The 21,254-nt window shown below is 64.5% G+C and carries 19 protein-coding genes; 17 read left to right on the forward strand and 2 right to left on the reverse strand.

Features of this window, described 5'->3' with window-relative positions; translation table 11 throughout:
• The first annotated feature begins 13 nt into the window (after positions 1–13).
• The 8 genes from AMA01_RS02760 to AMA01_RS02795 all read left to right on the forward strand — a co-directional run bounded on the left by AMA01_RS02760 (position 14) and on the right by AMA01_RS02795 (position 7,857).
• Positions 14–1,546, forward strand: a complete 1,533-nt coding sequence (locus AMA01_RS02760) for an MDR family MFS transporter (RefSeq protein ID WP_067846959.1) — start codon at positions 14–16, stop codon at positions 1,544–1,546.
• A gap of 27 nt (positions 1,547–1,573) precedes the next feature.
• Complete coding sequence (locus tag AMA01_RS02765; RefSeq protein ID WP_067846962.1) at positions 1,574–2,821, forward strand: MFS transporter; 1,248 nt, start codon at positions 1,574–1,576, stop codon at positions 2,819–2,821.
• A gap of 84 nt (positions 2,822–2,905) precedes the next feature.
• Complete coding sequence (locus AMA01_RS02770) at positions 2,906–3,835, forward strand: manganese-dependent inorganic pyrophosphatase (protein ID WP_067846965.1); 930 nt, start codon at positions 2,906–2,908, stop codon at positions 3,833–3,835.
• Between the two features lie 108 nt (positions 3,836–3,943).
• Entirely contained in the window at positions 3,944–4,636 is a 693-nt protein-coding gene (gene thiE, locus AMA01_RS02775) for a thiamine phosphate synthase (RefSeq protein WP_067846968.1), read from the forward strand.
• The gene (thiO, locus tag AMA01_RS02780) at positions 4,623–5,780 is read left to right on the forward strand and encodes a glycine oxidase ThiO (protein WP_067846971.1); all 1,158 of its coding nucleotides are present in this window, start codon (positions 4,623–4,625) and stop codon (positions 5,778–5,780) included. The genes thiE and thiO overlap by 14 nt, the downstream gene beginning before the upstream one ends.
• Positions 5,758–5,958: a sulfur carrier protein ThiS gene (thiS, locus tag AMA01_RS02785; protein ID WP_067846974.1), complete on the forward strand. Its 201-nt coding sequence runs from the start codon at positions 5,758–5,760 to the stop codon at positions 5,956–5,958. Before thiO ends, thiS begins: the two co-directional genes overlap by 23 nt.
• A 63-nt stretch (positions 5,959–6,021) precedes the next feature.
• Positions 6,022–6,810 carry a thiazole synthase gene (locus AMA01_RS02790; RefSeq protein ID WP_195867682.1) on the forward strand — a complete coding sequence of 263 codons (789 nt, stop codon included), beginning with the start codon at positions 6,022–6,024 and terminating at the stop codon, positions 6,808–6,810.
• Positions 6,811–6,825: 15 nt separating this feature from the next.
• Complete coding sequence (locus AMA01_RS02795) at positions 6,826–7,857, forward strand: ThiF family adenylyltransferase (RefSeq protein WP_067846977.1); 1,032 nt, start codon at positions 6,826–6,828, stop codon at positions 7,855–7,857.
• A gap of 3 nt (positions 7,858–7,860) precedes the next feature.
• On the opposite strand, the gene AMA01_RS02800 is transcribed toward AMA01_RS02795, so the two are convergent.
• Positions 7,861–8,853, reverse strand: coding sequence for an SPL family radical SAM protein (locus AMA01_RS02800; RefSeq protein ID WP_067846980.1), 993 nt, complete (start codon positions 8,851–8,853; stop codon positions 7,861–7,863).
• A 213-nt stretch (positions 8,854–9,066) separates the two neighbouring features.
• On the opposite strand from AMA01_RS02800, the gene nadC reads away from it, so the two are divergent.
• From nadC to AMA01_RS02845, 9 genes are all read left to right on the forward strand, one after another.
• Positions 9,067–9,912, forward strand: coding sequence for a carboxylating nicotinate-nucleotide diphosphorylase (gene nadC / locus AMA01_RS02805; protein WP_067846983.1), 846 nt, complete (start codon positions 9,067–9,069; stop codon positions 9,910–9,912).
• A 15-nt stretch (positions 9,913–9,927) separates the two neighbouring features.
• Positions 9,928–11,439 (forward strand): L-aspartate oxidase, encoded by a 1,512-nt coding sequence (gene nadB, locus AMA01_RS02810; RefSeq protein ID WP_067846986.1) that lies wholly within the window; start codon positions 9,928–9,930, stop codon positions 11,437–11,439.
• A gap of 6 nt (positions 11,440–11,445) precedes the next feature.
• The gene (nadA, locus tag AMA01_RS02815; protein ID WP_067846989.1) at positions 11,446–12,414 is read left to right on the forward strand and encodes a quinolinate synthase NadA; all 969 of its coding nucleotides are present in this window, start codon (positions 11,446–11,448) and stop codon (positions 12,412–12,414) included.
• 73 nt (positions 12,415–12,487) lie between these two features.
• Complete coding sequence (locus AMA01_RS02820; protein ID WP_067846992.1) at positions 12,488–14,101, forward strand: glycoside hydrolase family 9 protein; 1,614 nt, start codon at positions 12,488–12,490, stop codon at positions 14,099–14,101.
• A gap of 278 nt (positions 14,102–14,379) precedes the next feature.
• A complete protein-coding gene (locus AMA01_RS02825; RefSeq protein ID WP_067847226.1) occupies positions 14,380–16,491 on the forward strand; it encodes a peptide ABC transporter substrate-binding protein in 2,112 nt (703 codons plus the stop codon).
• 58 nt (positions 16,492–16,549) lie between these two features.
• A complete protein-coding gene (locus AMA01_RS02830) occupies positions 16,550–17,515 on the forward strand; it encodes an ABC transporter permease (RefSeq protein WP_067846995.1) in 966 nt (321 codons plus the stop codon).
• A 30-nt stretch (positions 17,516–17,545) separates the two neighbouring features.
• Positions 17,546–18,442 carry an ABC transporter permease gene (locus AMA01_RS02835; protein ID WP_067846998.1) on the forward strand — a complete coding sequence of 299 codons (897 nt, stop codon included), beginning with the start codon at positions 17,546–17,548 and terminating at the stop codon, positions 18,440–18,442.
• 2 nt (positions 18,443–18,444) lie between these two features.
• Positions 18,445–19,431, forward strand: coding sequence for an ABC transporter ATP-binding protein (locus AMA01_RS02840; RefSeq protein WP_067847001.1), 987 nt, complete (start codon positions 18,445–18,447; stop codon positions 19,429–19,431).
• Positions 19,421–20,377 carry an ABC transporter ATP-binding protein gene (locus AMA01_RS02845; protein ID WP_067847004.1) on the forward strand — a complete coding sequence of 319 codons (957 nt, stop codon included), beginning with the start codon at positions 19,421–19,423 and terminating at the stop codon, positions 20,375–20,377. Before AMA01_RS02840 ends, AMA01_RS02845 begins: the two co-directional genes overlap by 11 nt.
• A gap of 47 nt (positions 20,378–20,424) precedes the next feature.
• Here AMA01_RS02845 and AMA01_RS02850 read toward each other — a convergent pair whose 3' ends face one another.
• Positions 20,425–21,099, reverse strand: coding sequence for an HAD family hydrolase (locus AMA01_RS02850; RefSeq protein ID WP_067847007.1), 675 nt, complete (start codon positions 21,097–21,099; stop codon positions 20,425–20,427).
• Positions 21,100–21,254 lie beyond the last annotated feature (155 nt).

Below are 21,254 nucleotides of genomic sequence, written 5' to 3' on the forward strand. Positions count from 1 at the left end.
GAGGAGGGTTTGTGTGCAGGCGGATCGGACTTCGAACCAAGGGCTCGTGGTGCTGGCCTTGCTCTTGGGCATCTTTGTCGCGGCTATGGACAACACGATTGTGGCCACCGCGACGGGCAACATCGTGGCGCACTTGGGCGGCCTCGAGCAGATTGTGTGGATCACGGCGGCGTACATGCTGACGGAGATGGCCGGGATGCCCATCTTTGGAAAGTTGTCCGACATGTACGGGCGCAAGCGGTTTTTCATGTTTGGCATCGCGGCGTTTCTCATCGGCTCCATCCTGTGTGGGACGGCGCAGAACATGACCGAACTCGCCATCTACCGCGCAATTCAGGGGATTGGCGGCGGTGCGCTGATGCCCATTGCGTTCACCATCATCTTTGACGTGGTGCCGCCGAAGGAGCAGGGCAAGTTCTCGGGGCTCTTTGGCGCGGTCTTCGGCATGGCGAGCATCTTCGGCCCGCTTCTCGGCGCGTACATCACTCAGCACTGGTCGTGGCGGATCGTCTTCTACATCAACGTGCCGATTGGTGTTGTCGCGTTCCTGCTCATCCTGTTCGCGTACCGCGAGTCGGCGCGGCACGGCCGGCAGGCCATTGACTGGCTCGGCATCTTCACGCTGGTGCCCGGCGTGACGGCGCTCACGTTCGCGCTGGAATTCGGCGGACAGACGTATCCGTGGAACTCCGCGCCCATCCTGGCCGGTTTCGCCGTTTCCGCGGCGCTCCTCGCGCTCTTTTTCGCCGTGGAGTTGCGCGCCAAGGAGCCCGTGGTCTCGCTTCACCTCTTTCGAAAGCGATCCTTCGCCGTCTCGAATGTGGCGGGCATCTTGAGCGGCAGCGCGTACATCGTCGCGGTGGTGTGGGTGCCGATTTACGTGCAGGGCGTGCGCGGCGGATCGCCCATCGATGCGGGTCTGTTTCTCCTGCCGATGATGGTCGGATCGTCCGTGACCGCGGCGATGGCGGGGCGCTTCGCAGGCCGCGCGCCTTATCGCACCGTGCTCTTGCCGTTCGCCATCGTCTTCGGCGCCGGCATCGCGCTTCTTCTCGGGCTCCGGGCCGATACGCCGACGTGGCGCGTGACTCTCGACATGGCCGTGGTGGGGCTTGGCATCGGGCCATTCTTCTCCGTCACCGGCATGGCCGCGATGGGCGATCTCGACGCGCAAAACCGCGGCGCGGGCAGTTCCACGAACAGCTTCGTCCGCGAACTCGGCATGACAGTCGGGATTGTGATCTACGGCGCGATTCAGAAGCACGCGTTCGCCCATCAGGTGGCCGAGGCGTTTCAGGGCGTTCCTCAGGCGCGCGCGTTCAGCCACATGGATCCTCGCGCCATCATGTCGCCTGAGACGCGCGAGCACATGCCCGGCTTTGTGCTGCAGAAGCTCACAGACGCGCTGAATCAGTCCATTCACTCTGCGTTCCTTTGGGATCTCGTTCCGTGTGTGCTGACCGTGGTGGCGGTGTGGATGTTTGGGACATCTCGCTTTCGGGCGCCGGCCTGGTCCAACGCTCCGAGCGGCGAGACGGTGGAGTGACGTCAAATCCAGTGAGGAGAGAGCGCGATGTTGCGGGTATTCCGATGGCCGGCGTTCACCTCGGTCTGGCTGGGGCAGGTCCTGTCACAGCTCGGCACGCAGTTGTTTTTCATCATGGCGTACTGGGAAGTTCAGCTCCGCTCGCCGTATCTGTTGTCCGCCGCGGGCCTGGCCCTGACACTTCCCAACCTCCTGTCGGTGGTGGGCGGCAGCTTCGTCGATCGCTGGGACGCCCGGTACGTGATGCTTTGGACAGATCTCGCTCGCGCCTCGGTCTCGCTCTTCGGCGCCCTCGTGTACGCCCTTTGGCCCCACGCGTTTGTGGCGGTCACGCTTGTCATCCTGGCCGCGCACGGCCTCGGAGGGAGTCTGTTTGGGCCGGCGGAGAACGTGATCCTGCCGCGCCTGGTGCCCGACGAGGATCTGACGGCGGCCAATGGTCTGGTCATGACGACGTCGCGATTGGCGCTGTCCGTCGGGTCGGCCATCGGCGGCGCATCGCTCGCTGCCATCGGCATCCCTTGGATCGCGGCCATCGACGGCCTGAGCTTTCTCGCAAGTGCCGCTGCCGTGGCGAACGTCATTCGCCTGTGGCGGCGCGAGGGCCGGATCTGGCGGGATGGCGCGGCGGAACCGAGGCCGAAGGCTTCTGTGGTCTCGCAGGTGATGGAAGGCTGGCGCGCCGTCGGGCGCATTCGCTGGTACGTGGCCGTCCTGCCCCTCATCGTGCTCCTGAACTTCTTCTTTGCAGGCGTGGACGTGCTGTTGTCGGTGTGGACGCACCGCGTGCTGCACGGAGGCGCTCTCCAATTCGGCGCCATCAACGCGGCGCTGTCGCTCGGACAGTTGCTCGGGAGCCTGTTCGCGGGACTCGCCGCGCGGATGAGCGCGCGCACCGGACTTCTCACCTTCGGCGCCCTGACGTCCTTTGCAATGCTCATCTTCAGCTTCTCCCGCTTGGTGTGGCTCTCGCTCGCGATGAATTTTGTGCTGGGCGTGTCGCTCGCCATCATCAACGCCATCGGCTTTGCCCTGATGCAGCGCGCGATTCCTGGGGAGGTGCGGGGCCGCGCGTTTGGCCTCATCTACTCGTTCGCGGGCGTGGCCGTCCCGCTTGCGTCCGCGCTCGCCGGCGCTTCGTTGCACGTGGTCCCCGTCGCGGCGTGGATGTGGCTCTGTTCCGCCGCCTGTGCCGCGCTCACCATCGGCTGGTGGCGCGTCGCGCCGAAAGGCACCGCCGGTGGTCCCTCGGCAGATGTGGCGTCGAACGCATGATGCCCTGCGATTGGTGCAAACAGGCCCTCCGACCTGATATACTGGATTCGAATGTTTACAAAATCGCTTGGAGGAGTCGGCTGCATGGCGAAGCGCTTGATTTTCGGCCATCGAAATCCAGATACCGACGCGATCACGTCCGCGATCGCATACGCTCACCTGAAGCGCGAACTGGGGGAGGACGTGGAGCCCGTTGCGCTCGGCGAGCCCAATCCTGAGACGCAGTTCGTCCTGAGCCACTTCGGCGTGGCCGCGCCGCGCGTGGTCGAAAGCGTGGCGGGAGAAGTGGGCGAGGTCATCCTGGTGGATCACAACGAGCGCCAGCAGAGCGCGCTGGACGTCGACCAGGTGAAGGTGGTCGAGGTCATTGATCACCACCGCATCGCGAACTTCGAGACGGCGGATCCGCTTTACTATCGCGCGGAGCCGGTCGGGTGCACGGCCACCATTCTCAACAAGCTGTACAAGGAGAAGAACGTGTCCATCCCGCGCCACGTGGCCGGCATCATGCTCTCCGCCATCATCTCGGACACGTTGCTGCTCAAATCGCCGACATGCACGGAAGAGGACGTGAAGGCGGCGCGCGAGCTCGCCGAGCTGGCCGGCGTGAAGCTGGAGGAGTACGGCCTTCAGATGCTCAAGGCGGGCGCGGATCTCAGCCAGAAGACGGTCGGCGAACTTCTGACCCTGGACGCGAAGGAGTTCCAGATGGGGAACCACAAGGTCGAGATCGCCCAGGTCAATGCGGTGGACGTGAACGACGTGCTCGCCAAGAAGGCCGAGATCCTGCAGGCCATCGAGAAGAAGATCGCCGAAAAGGGCCTGGATCTGTTCTTCTTCGTCGTGACGGACATCTTGAACAACGACTCGGTCGGCCTGGCACTTGGAAGCGCGGCGCACGCAGTCGAAGAGGCGTACGGCGTGACGCTTGAGGAGCATCAGGCCTTGTTGAAGGGCGTCGTCTCGCGCAAGAAGCAGATTGTGCCGGTCCTGACGGAGGCGCTCTCGAAGTAAGTCTGCAAAAACTCAGATAGCTGCCGATGCGGCGGCGCGTTTGCGAGGTTCAGACTGGAAACCTGCCGTGCCCGATGGGGTACGGCTTTTCTTTTTGGAGATGACAGCATGACCCATGTGCTCCATGTGTTGAGTGATCGCGCCCGCGGCGCAAAGGTTCCGCTCGAAGACGCGCTGTGGCTCGCGGCGTTAGGCGGGGCCGACGTGATCCAGGTCCGGGAGAAGAAGGCGCCGGCTCTCGCGGTGTTCGAATTCGCGTGTGCGCTTTTGGCGCGAATTCGCGAGGCGGGATCGAACGCGCGCGTGTTGGTGAACGATCGCCTGGACGTGGCAATGGCGGCGGGCGCGGACGGCGTGCATCTGGCGGCCAAGTCGCTGCCGGTGGCGGTCGCGCGCGAGGTGGTCAAGCGGGCGGGCGGCGGGCTTGTCGTCGGCTGTTCCGTGCATTCGCTCGAGGAAGCGAAGGCCGCCGAGGCCGCGGGCGCGGACTACGTCACGTTCGGTCACATTTTCCCGACCGCGTCTCACCCGGGACTGCCGCCAAAGGGCGTGCGTGAGCTCGCCCGGGTGGTCGAGGCGCTGTCCATCCCGGTGGTGGCGATTGGCGGCATTGACGCGGGAAACGTGGGCGAGGTGTTGGCGACCGGCGCGAGCGGCGTGGCCGTGATCGGCGCGGTGGTGGAGGCCGCGGATCCGCGTGCGGCCGCGGCGAGGCTCAAAGAGGCCATGGCGAGATCGCCCGTGGCGCCCAAGGTCCCGTTTCCGACGCTGGAGGGGGGAATGCGGCGTGCGCGCGTATGACGCCGTGGTGGTGGGCGGCGGCGCGATTGGCATGGCGGCGGCGCGGGCGCTGGCGCGCGAGGGGCTGTCCGTGGCCGTGGTCGATCGCGGCCGACTGGGGGGCGAGGCCTCGAGCGCGGCCGCGGGGATGCTCGGCGCGCAGCTCGAGGCGCATGCGCCAGACGCGTTTTACGCGCTGTGCCGCGAGAGCCGCGCGATGTACCCGGAGTTTGCAGCGGCGCTCCTTGAGGAGACCGGCATTGACGTCGAGTGGGTGGAGAATGGAATTGTGCAGCTCGCGCGCTCCGAGGGCGCGGCCACGCAACTGAAGGAGCGGATGAACTGGCAGCGCGCGGCTGGCGATGAGGCCGTTTGGCTGGAACCCAGGGAGGTGCGCGAGCTCGAGCGCGGCGTGGCGGGCGATGTGCTCGGCGCCCTCTACCTGCCGCGCGACGGGAACGTGCACGCGCCGAGGCTCAGCGCGGCGCTGCGGGCGTGTGTGGCCAGCGCGTGCGACGTCTACGAGGGCGAGGAGGTGCTGCGCGTCGAGCGCGATGGTGAGCGCTGGCGCGTCCGGGGCGCGCGAGAGGTGTACGCGGCGGATTGTGTCGTCGTTGCGGCGGGCGCGTGGGCCTCTCCTCTGCTTCGCGCGCTCGGGGTTCCGCTCGAGGTGCGCCCGGTGAAGGGGCAGATGCTCGCCGCCCGCCCTCCGCGCGGCGCTGGGCTGCGCCGCACCGTCTACGACGCCGGAACGTACCTGGTGCCCAAGCGGGACGGAACGGTCGTGATCGGCGCGACGGAAGAGCCGGACGCCGGTTACGACAAGCGCAACACCGTGGATGGGCTCGCTGCACTCGCGGCAAGGGCGCTCGACGCGGTGCCCGGCCTTCGCGGCGGCGAGTGGCTGCGCGCCTGGAGCGGGCTTCGCCCGCGCCTCGCGGGGGAATCGGCCGATCCGGTCATCGGGCCGTGGCCCGGCGCGGAGGGGCTTGTTCTCGCCGTGGGCCACTTTCGCAACGGCGTGTTGCTCGCGCCCATCACGGGCCGCATCGTGGCGAGCGCTGCGCTCGGCCGCGCGCCCGAGGATCTGTGGTTGCCGTTTTGGCCGCCAACGCGCTTCTCGGCCTTTGGAGGTGAGGTGCGTGCGGATACGCTTGAACGGTAAGGACGTCTCCCTTCCGGACGGCATGACGCTGCGCGATCTCGTCCGCCACTACGATCTCGACGGCGAGCCGGTTGCCATCGAGCGGAACGGCCAGATTGTGGACCGGCAGGCGTTCGAAGCCGAAGTGATTCAGGAGGGCGACGTCATCGAGATGGTGCGATTTGTCGGCGGCGGTTGAGGGAACCTCAGCCCCTGCGCCGGCGGGTCGCCCTATCGCGGACATCCATACGATGGGAGGAGCATGTTTCCCGTGGAACCTTTGGTGATTGCAGGACGCTCGTTCCGTTCCCGACTCATGGTGGGCACGGGCAAGTACGAATCTCTCGAAGCCATGCGCGAGGCGCTGGACGCTTCGGGCGCCGAGATCGTCACAGTCGCGGTGCGCCGGGTGAACCTCGACGCGCGCGAAACCTCCATCCTGTCCTACATCGATCTCGAGCGCTACATCCTGCTGCCCAACACGGCGGGATGCCACACGGCAGAAGAGGCCGTCCGCACGGCGCGGTTGGCGCGCGCCGCGGGGCTGTCCAATTGGGTGAAGCTCGAGGTCATCGCGGACGACGGCACGCTGCTTCCGGATCCCATCGCGACCGTGGAGGCCGCGGAGACCCTCGTCAAAGAGGGATTCGTTGTGCTTCCCTACACCACGGACGATCACGTCGTCGCCCGGAGGCTTTTGGAGGTCGGCTGCGCGGCCGTGATGCCGTACGGATCCGCCATCGGCACGGGGCGCGGTCTCGAAGCGGTGGAGCGGATTGCGCGCATCGTCGACGAGATCCGCGGGCGCGTGCCCGTGGTGGTGGACGCGGGAATCGGCGCGCCGTCCGACGCCGCGCTCGCGATGGAGACCGGTGCGGACGCCGTGCTCGTCAACACCGCCATCGCCCGGGCGGGCGATCCGGTCGCGATGGCACGGGCGATGCGGTTGGCGGTCGAGGCTGGCTATCTCGCGCGGCGCGCCGGTCGGATCCCGAAATCGAGCGTGCCATCGCCTTCGAGCCCGGAGGCGGGCGTCGTTGGCCGTAGTTGAAAGGAAGGCCGCGCCATGACGGATTTTGACTTCAAGGACCGATACTCGCGCCAGATTCGCTTTCGGCACATCGGCGAGGCGGGACAGGCGCGCATCTCGCAAGCTCGCGTGGCCGTGGTGGGGCTCGGCGCACTCGGGACCGCGAGCGCCGCGCAGCTCGCGCGCGCCGGCGTGGGCTATCTGCGCCTCATCGACCGGGACGTCGTCGAGCCGTCGAATCTGCAGCGCCAGTTGCTCTACACCGAGGAGGACGCCCGGAACGCCACGCCGAAGGCCATTGCGGCGCGCAACGCGCTTGCGGCCGCCAACAGCGGCATCACCGTCGAAGCCGTGGTGGACGATCTCGACGCCTCGAACGCGGAGCACCTGCTCGCCGACGTGGACGTCGTGATCGACGGAAGCGACAACTTCGAGGTCCGGTATTTGGTGAACGAAGTCGCGGTCAAGCACAACATCCCGTGGGCCTACGCAGGCGCGGTGGAGGCGCATGGCACGAGCGCGTTTCTGCGCCCCGGCCGGACGCCGTGCCTCGTGTGCCTGCTGGGCCACGGTGCCCGCGTGGGACACGACACGTGCGACACGGTCGGCGTCATCTCGCCCATTGTGCAGTGGATGGCGTCGTACCAGGTGGCGGAGGTGCTCAAGTACCTCTCGGGCCGCGAGGACGCCTTGTCGAACGCCATCCTGCAGGCCGACGTCTGGCATACCGACGTGCGCCTCATCCGCATGGGCGGGCCGAAGCCAGACTGCTCTTGTTGTGGGCGAAGGGAATTTGCATCCCTCGGCGCGGGCCGCCGGGCGCTCTCCGTCACCTTCTGCGGCCGCCAGACCATTCAGGTGCGGCCTCAGGAGGACGTGGCGCTCTCGCTTCCAGCGCTCGCGGAACGCCTGCGGCCGCTTGGCACCGTGCGCGCGAACGAGGCCCTGTTGCAATTTGAGACGGAGGGCGTCGCGCTCACCGTGTTCTCCAACGGCCGGGCGCTGGTGCACGGCACGGACGATCCCGCCCGCGCCCGTTCGCTTTACGCGCAGTACATCGGCATGTGATGCCTAGAGCGGCAGCGTCAACTGAACGTAGCGGGAACCGGTCGCGGTATCCCCTGGTTCCGCGCGCGCAAGTCTTGCCGTCTGCGCGGCCGGCTCGGCCTCGCGCGAGTCTGCGAACGTCTGTCGCGGCGCAAGACCGGCCATCCGCCTGGCGAGATCTTCTATCGCGTACAGCCGCTCGGCGTACGCGCGCGACGGATAGGCGCGGCCCGCGTACAGGCGTTCATATCTGGGGACCATCGCCGGGTACGCGCGCTTGAGGACCGAGAAGAACCACGGCTTGACCTCGGGGGCGAGCCGCAGCGGCGACACCATGACACCCGTGGCGCCTGCCGCTCGGGCGGCCTGCATCACCGCGGCGATGGAGTCGGCGTCGTCCGTCAGGTAGGGGAGCACGGGCGCGATGAAGGCGCTCACGGGAATCCCGGCTTGCGCCAGCTGTTCCATCGCGCGCAGCCGGACGGCGGGCGGCGGCGTAGCCGGCTCGAACGCCCGCCAGATCTCGCCATCCAGCGTGTGCAAGCTCATGTGCACGCCCTCCAGCCTGGCGCTTCGCAGAAGGTCGAGATCCCGCAGCACGAGTGGCGATCTCGTCGTGATGCTGAACCGGACGCCGTACCGGATGAGGATCTCGAGGCACTGGCGCGTGATGCGGAAGCGCGCTTCGGCCGACTGATACGGGTCCGTCGCGGTGCCGATGGCCACGGTGCCGAGCGAAGCGGCCATCCGCTCGAGGTTCCCGCCCGCGCGCGCGAGCCGCGCTGCGAGTTCCGCCTCGAGAATGGCAGGCAGATCTCGCTTCACGTGGATGCGCGAGCGAAACGCGTCGTCCGCGCTGTACCCGAGATATTCGTGCGTGCCTCGCGCATAGCAGAAGGCGCAACCGTGTCCGCAGCCTCGATACGGATTGAGCGACCATGCAAAGGGCATGCTCGCCGCTCGAACCGGGTTCAGCGCCCGTTTCACGTTCAGATGAAAGAACTTCGGCGCCTCCATCCTGCCATTCCCCCTCAGCACGACCTGCCCAGAACCGAACATATGTTCTTACTCGAGTATATCGCGGCATCCCTCGTTTCGCAAGTCCCGCGCAATTTCCAGGTGAAACGCCACTCTGTGTGTGCTAGTGTATATACAGTTGGTTAGACAGGCGGTTGACAGTGGATTCGCGCCTCGCGTTGGGCGAGGCGCGCAGGAGGAGGCGTGAGGGCGATGTGGCTCGACGTGGTGACGCGCGATCTCGTCCGCCTCGCGCTCGCGGAAGACCTAGGCCGGGGCGATCTGACGACCGAAGCGGTCATCCCAGCGGATGCGACGGCCCGCGCGAGCGTGTGGATCAAAGAACCGTCCAGGGTGTGCGGCACGGACGTCGCCGCATGGGTGTTTCATGCGGTGGATCCGACGCTCCGGGTCACAGTGGCATGCGCGGACGGGATCGATCTCGACGGACCTCAAATCGTGATGCGGGTGGAGGGCGCGGCGCGGGCCATCCTCGGCGCGGAGCGCACGGCGCTCAATTTTCTTTCCCGCTTGACGGGCATTGCCACCGCGGCGCGCGACGCCGTCCGCGAGATCGAGGGGACAAAGGCGCGCATCCTGGACACGCGGAAGACCACGCCCGGATGGCGGGCGCTCGAAAAGTACGCCGTGCGCGTGGGAGGCGCCTGGAATCACAGGTTTGCGCTCGACGACATGGTGCTCATCAAGGATAACCACATCGCCATCGCCGGCGGCGTCGGCGAGGCCGTCTCGCGCGCCAAGGCGCGGGCGGGGTTTGCCCACAAGATTGAAGTGGAGGTCGAATCCCTGGATCAGCTGGAGGAGGCCATGGCTGCGGGCGCCGACGTGGTGCTCCTCGACAACATGGATCTCGAGATCATGCGCGAGGCGGTGCGCCGCACCGGGGGCCGCGTGCCACTCGAGGCGTCGGGCAACATGCGCCCGGGGCGGCTGAGGGCCGTGGCGGAGACGGGCGTCGACTTCATCTCCATGAGCCACATCACCATGCGCGCCCAGGCCGTGGACGTGGGGCTCGATATCGACGTGGAACTCGCGTAAAGGGGGCTTATCGGCATGGAAGCGGCAGGCGTCGTGATCGTCGGAGCCGGGATCGCAGGGCTTAGCGCCGCGCTCGCTTCGGCGGAGGCCGAGGACGTGTGCGTCATCGCGGGGGAAGGGCCGCGCACGTCGAGCTCAGCGCGGGCGCAGGGGGGGCTTGCGGCCGCGCTCAGCGAGGGTGACGATCCGGCACTGCACGCCGCAGACACGCTGCGCGCGGGTGCCGGGCTATGCGACGCCCAGCGGGTGCGCGAATTGACCGAAGAAGCGCCGGGTGTCGTCGCGTGGCTCGCACAGTTCGGGGTTCCGTTCGATCGCGACTCGTCCGGGCGGCTCGCCCTGGGCCGGGAAGGCGGCCACACGAGAGAGCGCATCGTCCACGCGGGCGGAGACGCCACCGGGCACTTCATCACCGAAGCGCTTTGGCAGGCGGCCGCGCGCCATCCGCGGATCGAAATCCGTCGGGAGCACTGCGTGGGCATTGCGCAGGACGCGACGGGGCGGGCCGTCGGCGTGTGGACCTGGGACGGGGCTCGTCAACGATTTGTCGCGGCTCGGCGCGCCGTGGGGCTCGCCACGGGCGGGGTGGGCGCCCTCTTCGGCCGCACGTCGAATCCACCGAGCGCGGTGGGCGCAGGCGTCGCGCTCGCCTATCACGCGGGCGCCACGCTCGCGAATCTCGAGTTTGTGCAGTTTCATCCGACGCTGTGGCTTGGGCGGGATGGCGAAGCGATGCTTCTCTCCGAGGCGCTGCGCGGCGCGGGCGCGGTGCTCGTCACGGAGGGCGGTCCGCCGCTTTTTGCCGATCCGGCGGACAACCTCCGCACGCGGGACGTGGTCGCGCTCGCCATCGCGAGGGCGGAGGCGGAAGGCCATCGGGTCTATCTCGACGCGACGCAGGTTCGGGACGTCGCGGCGCGCTTCCCGTCCATCGCGGCTCGGCTTCGCCGCGCCGGCCTGGACCTCGCTTCGCAGCCCATTCCTGTGACGCCTGGCGCGCACTTTCTCATGGGCGGCGTCGAGGCCGATCTCGCCGGGCGCACTTCGGTCCCAGGGCTCTTCGCACTCGGTGAAACGGCGTGCACGGGCGTGCACGGGGCCAATCGGCTGGCGAGCAACTCGCTGCTCGAGTGTGTCGTCATGGGGCGGCGATTTGGGAAAGCCGTTCGGGAGGAGCCACTTGCCTGCACGTACACTCCAGAAGAACCCACGTGGCTTCTTCATCCAGAGCAAGACGAGGCTGCGCTCCCCGAACTCGCCCCCGTCCTGTGGCGATCCGTCGGGCTCGTGCGCGACGAGTCGGGGCTGCGGGCGGCGCTCGTGGAGCTTGAAGGCATGGCGGACCGATATCCCGGTTCTGGGGCGGTGCTGGCTGCGTCGCTCATCGCGCGCTCGGCGCTGTGGAGAAGGGAGAGCCGAGGCAGTCACGTGCGAATGGACGCGCCGGCGCCCGTTCAGGCCTACGCGCGCCCAAGCGGAATGTGCAAGGCGCATCGGGCTGCGACGTCTGTGGCGATCACGACCTGAGGGGGAATGCATGTGCTGGAGACGAAGGTGGAACGCCAAGGTTTGGTCGACGAAATTATGGCGTGGAAGAAAAAGCGGAACGCCCTGATCCTGGCGCACAACTATGAGCTGCCGGAAATTCAGGACATTGCGGATGTGCTGGGGGACTCGCTCGCGCTCGCGCGCGCTGCGATGCGCGCCGATGCCGACGTGATCGTGCTCTGCGGCGTCCACTTCATGGCGGAGACGGCGGCCATCCTCAACCCGGACAAGACGGTGCTGTTGCCTGATCCGAACGCGGGCTGTTCGCTGGCGGATTCCATCACGGCGGACGAGCTGCGCGCGTGGAAAGCGGAGCACCCGGGCGCCGTGGTGGTCTCCTACGTCAACACGTCGGCGGACGTGAAGGCGGAGAGCGACTACTGTTGCACGTCTTCGAACGCCGTGCAGGTGGTCCAGAGCATTCCCGAAGATCGAGAGATCCTGTTTCTGCCTGACATGTTTCTCGGGTCGTACGTGAAGCGGGTGACTGGGCGAGAGAACCTGCACATCTGGATGGGCGAATGTCACGTTCACGCGGGCATCCGGCCGCACGACATCGAGGCGACGCTCTCGGCTCATCCCGATGCGGAACTCCTGATTCACCCAGAGTGCGGTTGCTCTACCTCGAACATGTACCTGCTGGCTGAGGGACAACTGCCTGCGGATCGCACGCACGTTCTGTCGACCAGCGGCATGCTTGAGCGCGCTCGCGAATCCGACAAGCGCTCCTTCATCGTGGCGACAGAGGTCGGCATCTTGCACCAGATGGAGCGCCAAAACCCAGACAAGACGTTCATCCCGGCGAACCGCGCTGCGGTCTGCCCGTTCATGAAGATGATCACGCTCGAGAAGGTGCGGGACGCGCTTGCCCGGCTTGAGACGGTCATCTCCGTGCCGGCTGACGTGGCGGATCGCGCGCGAGTCGCCATTGAGCGCATGGTGGCCATCGGCTGAAGAGGCCGAGGCAGGTATCGCCAGGCGGGGCGTCGAATCCTCTCTCCTGCAAACCGGTGGGAGGGGATTCGACATGCCGTCGCGCGTGTCCAAATCGATTTTTTGTAATCAAGTTGGCTATCTGACCAGCGGCGACAAGCGCTTTTGGATCCAGGCTCGCGAGGCTCAGCCGTTCGCGCTGCACACCCCGGATGGGCAGGCCGTGTTCGCGGGCCTGACGAAGCCCGTGGGTGGGGATTGGTGCGTCGGCGATTTTACCGCGCTTCGCGTGCCGGGAACCTACGCCTTGACGGTGGGGTCCCTCGAGGCGCGGGTCGTTGTGCACCGCCGCGCGTATGGCGACGTGCTCGAAGCCATGTTGCGCTTCTTCGACTATCAGCTCTGCGGCGTCGCGCTGCCAGAAGAGGAAGCGGGCCCATGGGCGCATGCTCCTTGCCATACGAGCGACGCCAAGGTGTTGGGCACGGAGCGCGCCGTGGCCTGCCCAAGCGGTTGGCACGACGCTGGCGATTACGGCAAATACACGGTTCCCGCCGCCAAGGCCGTCGCGGATCTTCTTCTCGCTCACGAGTACTTCCCGGCGGCGCTTGCGCACGTCCGCCCCATGCGCTCAGTCCACCGGGAACCTCATCTGCCGCCGGCGCTCGAGGTGGCGCGCGAGGAGATTGCCTGGCTTCTCACCATGCAGGATCCTGCGACAGGCGGCGTGTACCACAAAGTCAGCACGCCTTCCTTTCCGCCGCTCGACACCCGCCCCGAAGACGACACTGCGCCGCTTATCATGAGCCCCATCTCCTACGCTGCCACGGCCACGTTTTGTGCCGCCATGGCGCATGCCGCCCTGGTGTACCGCGCCCACGATCCGGCCCTCGCCTCGTGCTGCACAGACGCCGCCCAGCGCGCGTATGCGTGGCTCAGCGAACACGAGATGCGGCCGTTTCGCAATCCCGATGGGATTTTCACGGGCGAATACGGCGACAGGGAACTCCGCGACGAGCTGTTGTGGGCGTCCAGCGCCATGCTACGCATGACCGGCGATTCCGCGTGGGCGCGTGTGTGCGAGCCGCTCCTCGATCTCGACCTGCTGTGGGAACTGGGATGGGCGGACGTGGCGCTCTACGGCGTGATGGAATACCTGCGCGCCCCCAGCGCCGCCGTGTCGGGCGATGTGCGAAGCAAGGTGAAAAGTCGCCTTCTCCGCGAACTCGACGCGCTCGCCGCCATGGCAGAGTCGCATCCCTTCGGCATTCCCATGCGGGACGAGGATTTCATCTGGGGCAGCAATATGGTGCTTTTGAACCGCGCCATGGCGTTCCTGCTGGCCGAAGGCGTCGGTGTCCTTCATCCCGCCGCACATACGGTGGCACAGCGCGCCGCGGACTACCTGTTTGGCGCGAATCCGCTTGGTCAGTGCTACGTCACGGGCTTTGGCCAACAGCCCGTGCGCCAACCTCATCATCGCCCGTCCGTCGCGGATGATGTGGACGATCCCGTCCCAGGCATGGTGGCTGGCGGGCCAAACCGGAACCTGCAGGACGAGATCGCCCGCGCGAAGCTTGCGGGGAGACCGGCGATGACAGCGTACATGGATCACCAGGACAGCTATTCCACGAACGAAGTGGCCATCTATTGGAACTCCCCGGCGGTGTTTGTTGTCGCAGGGCTGCTGGAGGCTGGCGGCAGATGATCGAGGGCCAGGCAGGTGCTTAAAAAGACAAGGATCGCCTAAGTAGACTATTGATTTTGGCATGTCTCAATCTTATGTTTGAGACATCAGCCAAATCGTTTTGTTTCATAGCAAATCGATTTGTGCGCCTTGATTCCAGTCTGTGAGTTTGGAATCAGGGGGGTGAGGTACGCGTCCAGGCCTGGGCGGTGCACGAATGGTAAGAAGTCGCATGGGGGTCTCTGAAAGCGTTCTCGAAGCTGCTGGAACGCAAGACGCGGAGAGAAGGAGTGACGAACGTGGCCAAGCGGAAACTCAGAAAGTGGCATGTGCCCGTCGCGGTCCTCGTGGCGAGCGGAGGACTGGTGGGATGCGCGACATCGGGGCAGAATCACAGCACCACGTCGAGCAGCGGTGCGGCTTCGGCCGTTCCCGTGCGGGCTGCGAGCGCCGGCAACGGAACCGTGACCATCACGTATCCTTCGCCGCCGGGTATCTCGTCCCTGGATCCGTCGCAGTGGGCTGCGCAGATTCTGGTGGACCAGGGGACCATTCTGGAAGGGCTCTATGGGTACAATCAGCAGAATCAGATTGTGCCGAAGATTGCGTCGGGCTATTCTCTTTCTAAGGACGGTCTCACCTGGACCATCTATCTGCGCCACGATGCGCGCTGGTCCAACGGGGATCCTGTCACGGCGCAGGATTTCTACTATGCGTGGATGCGCCAGTTGAACCCGGCCAACTCACAGGCACAGCTCTGGGCGAGCGTGCTCAACAATGTGAAGAACGCCTATCAGTATCACTCGGGCGCGGTCCCGGCCAGCCAGGTGGGCATCAAGGTCATCAATAATTATGAGTTGCAGATCACAACCACCACGCCGCACTACATCCTCGGTGAGTTGGCGGTGTCCGCGTCAATGCCGCTGGATCCCAAGGTGGTCAACGCGCACCCGACGAATTGGTACTTGCCGCAATACTTCGTCGGCGACGGCCCATACGTCGTGAAATCGTTTACGCCGAACGGGACCATCACGCTGGTGCCCAATCCCAAGTACGTCGGGCACGCGGGCGAGGTGAACCACGGGAACGCGAAGGTCATCAACCTGGTGCCAGGTACCACCGTGGCCGTTGAGGACTACATGGCGGGCAAACTGGACGTCGCGCTCGTCGGATCGCCGTCCGACTTGCAGTACATCAAGACGCACAACCTGAGCAGCCAGCTCCACGTCACGCCCGATTACAGCATCGAGTATCTGGAATGGGATCACTCGGCCGATCCGTCTCCCTACTACAATCCCAAGGTGCGGGAGGCCATCGCGATGGCCATGCAGCGCCAGCCCATCGTCCAGGACGTGCTGGACGGAATGGGCGGCGTGACCAACACGTTCGCGACGCCTGGCTGGCCAGCTGCCAAATACGAAAAGGGCTTGCCGGAGAACGTGACCGAAGCCAAGAAACTCCTGGCACAAGCCGGCTATCCAAACGGCAAGGGACTGCCCGTCCTGTACCTGTACGCACCGGTGCCGGACGTGAACCAGCAGGGCGTGCCGGTCGCGGAGGCCGTCTCACAGGAGCTGCAACAGAATCTCGGCATCCAAACGAAGATTATCCAGGAAAATCAGACGGACTACAGCGCGCTGGTCTGGGAGGGGCCGCTTAAGGGGATCCAGCCGGGCTTTGTGGTTGCGGCAGGCGCCGTTAACTGGTTCGAGCCTGCAAATATGGACATCCAAGCGAGCCAGGGCATCTACTTCCCGGGCGATTACGGCTGGACGGTCCAACAGGTGCAGCATGTGCTGCCTTGGTACAACTCGCCCTACGATCCGGCTTCCGTCGCCAAGTACGGCAATCCGCAGGATCCGAACACCGGTGTGAGCTGGAACGACTGGCTGCCTCTCCAGAACGAAGTGCAGAAGGACATCGCCATCATCAACAAGTGGACGAAGGAGCAGCCCGCCCAGTGGCAGGCCATCCTGAATCCGCCTGGCACGCCCTCCCTGCAGCAGCAGTGGAACCAAATTGTGCAGCAGTGGAAGAGTGCCAAGACGGCGAGCGCCAAGCACGCGGCATTCGTTCTCGCGTGGGAGTTCGTCGCGCCGGAGTCCGCCACCACAACACTCGGCGGTACGAACACGGGCGCGCTCGACGTGCAGGCCTGGTGGGACACGAACGAGTCTCAGCAAGAGCGCGAGTGGCGGATGTGGCAGGCTTACGAGCAGAACAGCATGACCTCGTCGCAGGCCGCGGTGTGGGCTGGCAAGCTCGTCACGTCGCTTGAACAGCAGGCATGGGTCATTCCGCTTTACTACAACGAGACGTTCTACCTCGAGAAGCCGTGGGTGACTGGCGCGCAACCGAACCCGTGGGCTTGGGGCAACTTCTATCAGTTCCAGTATCTCTCCACCAAGTGATGGTAGCGAAACAGGCCCGCGGGCTTTCGCCCGCGGGTGCGTGGAAGGGAGGCCTGCGATGTTTTACGTGAAATTTCTCGCCAAGCGCTTCGTGGCCATTGTCATCACGCTGGCGGCCGTGATTGCCATCTCGTACATCATGATGTACTACTCGCCAGGAGGCTTCATGAACACCACGCAGCTCGCGTCGGCTCTCGCGCCGCTGGCCGCTCAGGATCCCGCCGCATATCAGAAGCTGATGGAGCAATTTCAGAGCCGCTACGGACTCAACCTGCCCCTGTGGAGACAGGTGCTCCAGTACGAATGGCACACTTTCACCTTCAACTTTGGTAATTCAATGCAGAATCCGACGCTCAGCATCGTGTCGCAGCTGAAGGGCGCGCTGCCCATCAGTGTGTTTCTCGCGTTCGGTTCAGTTGTGGTGTCGGTCGTGATCGGCATTCCCATGGGAGTCATCGCTGCGCTCAAGCGGAACTCGTGGGTCGACTATCTCGTGACGACCTTGTCCATGTTTGGCCAGGCCATCCCTTCGTTCGTGCTTGCGGTCATTTTCGTTCTTATCTTTGGCGTCGTGTGGCAGAACGTTCTTCCTGTCACGGGGTGGGGCACACCTGCCGATGCGGTCTTGCCCGTTTTGTCGCTTGCCGCTGGAAACATCGGCGTCGTCGCCCGATACATGCGAGGAAGCCTGATTGAGACCATGCGCCAGGACTTCATCCGGACCGCCAAGGCGAAAGGCGTGAAGTACTGGGCACTGGTGATCCGTCATGGCGTTCGCAACTCGCTCACCGCGCTCATCACCGTGATCGGGCCCCAATTTGCCTTCACGGTTGTCGGGACCGTTTGGGTCGAGAACATCTTCGCCATTCCGGGGCTGGGCAAGGTCATCTCGACAGCGTTCACCAACTTCGATTTCCCCATGGCCATCACGGCGGTCTTCATCTTGGGCGGGACCATCATGCTCACGAACCTGGTGGTCGACCTCATCTATTCTTGGATGGATCCACGGGTGAAGCTGCAGTGAACCATCGTTTGCAGTAGAAGGACGGGAGGGATGATCGTGGCCATCGCGGTAACCCAGCCTCAGGCGCCGGCGCGACAAGCGAGGCGCAACTCACCGATGTATCGCGCCTGGCAGCGGTACCGAAAGAATTGGTTCGCCGTGGCCGGGCTCATTTGGGTCGTCATTTTTTTCATCATCGGGATCATCGGCCCGTGGATCGCGCCGTACAGCTACACATATGCTGATTTTCTCCATATGCACTCGGGGCCCTCGTGGCAGCACTGGTTCGGCACGGATACGGTCGGATACGACGTGTTTAGCCAAATTCTCTACAGCATTCGCTATGCCCTCGAAATTGCGCTCGGGGCCACGTGCGTCAGTTTTTTGATTGGCGTCATCTTGGGGCTCTGGGCAGGGCTTGCCGGCGGCATCATTGACGTGATCGTCATGCGCGCTGTGGACTTCATGTTCGCCCTGCCGTCGTTCTTCTTCGCTCTGATTCTGATGGTGCTTCTGGGAAAGGGCATCTTTCCGATGATCCTGGCCATCGGCGTGCCGGGCTGGGCGGGATATGCCCGCCTCATCCGCTCGCTCGTGCTCGCCATGCGCAACGGCGAGATGGTGGAAGCCGCAAGGGCACTTGGGGCGTCGCAGTGGCACATCGCGCGCAGGTACATGTTCCCGAACGTCGTGGGCAGCATGGTCGTCTCGCTCGCCTTCGGCATTCCTTACGATCTCACGGCGCAAGCGGGCCTGAGCATCGTCGGCATGGGGCTGAATCCACCGATGCCGTCGTTTGGGAACATGCTCGCCCAGGCTGGCGCGAACATCCTCGGCTTTCCCTGGCTTCTCTATTTTCCGGCTGGTGTGTTCGCCATCACGCTGCTATCGTTTCTGTTTGTCGCAGACGGCCTGCAGGAAGCGTTTAACCCGAAAGGAGGCGTGTGACGGTGTCACAGCCGCTCTTGTCAATTGAGGATCTGCGCGTCGAGTTCGATCGCGGCGAGGACACAGTCTACGCCGTCAACGGGGTGAGCTTTTCCATCGCAGAAGGCGAGACGCTCGGCATTGTCGGCGAAAGCGGCTCCGGCAAGTCCGTCACGCTCATGTCGGCCATCGGCCTGATCCGTGAGAACGGGCGCATCCGCTCGGGCCGGGCGATGTTTCAGGGAACGGACCTCTTGAAGCTATCGGAGCGACAGCTCGAGGATATTCGCGGCCGGGAGATCGGCGTCGTGTTTCAGGATCCGATGACCAGTCTCAATCCGGTCATGCGGATTGGGGATCAGATCATGGAGGCGATGCTCGCTCACCATTTCTGCAGTCACCGTGAGGCGTTTGAGCGCACGCTGCAGCTTCTGCACGAGATGGGCATTCCCGAGCCAAAAGCCCGGTTTCGCAACTATCCGCACGAGTTTTCGGGTGGCATGCGCCAACGCATCATGATTGCGATTGCTCTGGCCTGCGAGCCGCAACTGCTCATTGCGGACGAGCCGACGACTGCGCTCGACGTGACGGTGCAGATGCAAATCCTCGCATTGCTGCAGGAGCAGCGGCGCAAGCGGAACATGTCGGTTGCCATCATCACACACGACTTTGGCGTCGCCACGAATTTTTGCGACCGGATCATCGTGCTATACGCCGGTCAGATCATGGAAGTCGCAGATACAGGGACGTTCTTGCGGGAGTCCGCTCATCCGTACACTGTCGGGCTGAAACACTCCATCATCGAGATAGGTCACCGGGCGAGACCGCTTCAGCCCATCCCTGGAATGGCGCCGACCATCACGGAGATGCCGCACAGCTGCTCGTTTGCGTCGCGGTGCCCGTTTGCTGCGGAGCGGTGCCGGAGTGAATTGCCGCAGCTCAGGGAAATAGGCTCGGGGCATTGGGTTGCGTGTCATCGGGCGGAGGAGGTGCTGGCGGATGTCATCTGAGGCGCTGCTCGAGGTGCACGAGGTGTCAAAGCGGTTTCGCGTGCAAGGCCGCGATCTCCACGCCGTGGAGAAGGTATCGTTCCAGCTTGAACGTGGCCAGACGTTCGGGCTCGTCGGCGAAAGCGGCTCCGGCAAGTCCACCCTTGGTCGCTTGGTGCTAAAATTGCTCGAAGCGACCGAGGGCCGTATCGTCTACCAGGGGAAGGACATCACGCGCCTCACGCAGAAACAGATGCGGCCGCTCCGGCAGGAGATGCAAATCATCTTTCAGGATCCCATGGCGAGCATGAGCCCGCGTATGACCATTGGCATGGCCATTGAAGACGCGATGGTCATTCATAAAATGGGCACCAAGGAGGAGCGGCACAAGAAAGTTGACGAACTGCTTGAGCGGGTAGGGCTTCCGCGGGAAGTGAAGTGGGCTTATCCTCACGAACTGTCGGGCGGGCAGCTTCAGCGCGTCGGGATCGCGCGCGCGTTGTCGCTCAATCCGAAACTGGTCATCTGCGACGAGCCCATCTCGGCGCTCGACGTCTCGATTCAGGTCCAGGTGATTCAACTCCTGCGAGAACTGCAGCGGGACTACGACCTGACCTACATTTTTATATCGCACAACCTGGCGGTCGTGGAATATCTGAGCGATGTCGTGGCCGTGCTCTATCTCGGCGAGGTGGTGGAACAGGCGCCCGCGGAGGAGCTGTTCTCGCGGCCGACGCATCCCTATACACAGGTGCTGATCCAGTCCATTCTAAAAATGCCCGGCAGTATGGAGGAACGGCAAGCGCTCACGCCCATTCAGGGCGAAATTCCGTCGCCATTTAATCCGCCAAAAGGGTGCCCCTTTCATCCCCGCTGCCCCCTGGCCGTCGACCGGTGCCGGACAACGAAACCCGAACGCCGAAACATCGGGCCAAACCACGCCGTGGCTTGCCACCTTGCCACCTGATAACTCACGTGACGCGAGGAGCGCGCGTTCGTCTGGCGTTCCTCGCATCACCCTCCTGCTTCAGGTGCGCGTTTCGAGAGCGACACGAGAAATGTGCGCCAATCCATTCCGTGCAAACTGCTCTGGAATCGACAGCCTTCTGGAAATGACATGTGCTCCGTGACCGCGTTCGGAACACACAGCACGTGAAGGCCCGCGGCCAACGCGGCCCGTGCGCCGTTCGGCGAGTCTTCGATGGCGAGCGCTTCCGCAGGCTTCACCCCCAGGCGCCGACAAGCCACCTCATACAGCTCAGGATGGGGTTTGACCTCGCGGACGTCGTCAGCTGTCGCGATGGCGTCGAAAAAGGGCTGGATGCCGTACTTCGACAGCAACGGCTCGACGTACGCGCGCCGCGAACTCGTGGCAAGGCCGATGGCCATGCCGAGCTGTTTGAGTTCATGGAGCGCCGTGCGCACCCCAGGGCGAAGAGGCTCTTCGTCCAGCAGCCTCCGATATTCCAACTCCACCGCGCGCTCCGCGTCCCCTGGGTGCACAGATGCATCCGAATCGCACAAGTGCTGGATTGGGTCGAACGCGTCGCCGTGGGTCCCTACGGTTTGGGCGTACAGATGAAACGGGAATTCCCTGCCATGCTGCCGGTACAATCCGGCGTAGGCCTCGTACCATGCCCGTTCGGTATCGACCAGGGTCCCGTCAAAGTCGAAGATGACCGCTCTCATACGGACCTCCTGAAGGCTGTCGTCGCTTGGAGTATAACACGGGCATGGGAGGTCAGGCAGGTGTGCAACCGAGTCCAGTCGGGGTATTGAATGAAAGTGATTGCGTTAATAAAAATAACTTAAATGAGTGAAATCGCTTCGCGAAATCCCTGTGT

Source organism: Alicyclobacillus mali NBRC 102425, assembly GCF_001570745.1.
Lineage (GTDB): Bacteria > Bacillota > Bacilli > Alicyclobacillales > Alicyclobacillaceae > Alicyclobacillus > Alicyclobacillus mali.

Coding starts and splice junctions, on each gene's coding strand:
- AMA01_RS02765 (WP_067846962.1), top strand. CDS start 1,574: ATGTTGCGGGTATTCCGATGGCCGGCGTTCACCTCGGTCTGGCTGGGG.
- AMA01_RS02770 (WP_067846965.1), top strand. CDS start 2,906: ATGGCGAAGCGCTTGATTTTCGGCCATCGAAATCCAGATACCGACGCG.
- thiE (WP_067846968.1), top strand. CDS start 3,944: ATGACCCATGTGCTCCATGTGTTGAGTGATCGCGCCCGCGGCGCAAAG.
- AMA01_RS02790 (WP_195867682.1), top strand. CDS start 6,022: ATGTTTCCCGTGGAACCTTTGGTGATTGCAGGACGCTCGTTCCGTTCC.
- AMA01_RS02795 (WP_067846977.1), top strand. CDS start 6,826: ATGACGGATTTTGACTTCAAGGACCGATACTCGCGCCAGATTCGCTTT.
- AMA01_RS02800 (WP_067846980.1), bottom strand. CDS start 8,853: ATGGAGGCGCCGAAGTTCTTTCATCTGAACGTGAAACGGGCGCTGAAC.
- nadC (WP_067846983.1), top strand. CDS start 9,067: ATGTGGCTCGACGTGGTGACGCGCGATCTCGTCCGCCTCGCGCTCGCG.
- nadB (WP_067846986.1), top strand. CDS start 9,928: ATGGAAGCGGCAGGCGTCGTGATCGTCGGAGCCGGGATCGCAGGGCTT.
- nadA (WP_067846989.1), top strand. CDS start 11,446: ATGCATGTGCTGGAGACGAAGGTGGAACGCCAAGGTTTGGTCGACGAA.
- AMA01_RS02820 (WP_067846992.1), top strand. CDS start 12,488: ATGCCGTCGCGCGTGTCCAAATCGATTTTTTGTAATCAAGTTGGCTAT.
- AMA01_RS02830 (WP_067846995.1), top strand. CDS start 16,550: ATGTTTTACGTGAAATTTCTCGCCAAGCGCTTCGTGGCCATTGTCATC.
- AMA01_RS02835 (WP_067846998.1), top strand. CDS start 17,546: ATGATCGTGGCCATCGCGGTAACCCAGCCTCAGGCGCCGGCGCGACAA.
- AMA01_RS02845 (WP_067847004.1), top strand. CDS start 19,421: ATGTCATCTGAGGCGCTGCTCGAGGTGCACGAGGTGTCAAAGCGGTTT.
- AMA01_RS02850 (WP_067847007.1), bottom strand. CDS start 21,099: ATGAGAGCGGTCATCTTCGACTTTGACGGGACCCTGGTCGATACCGAA.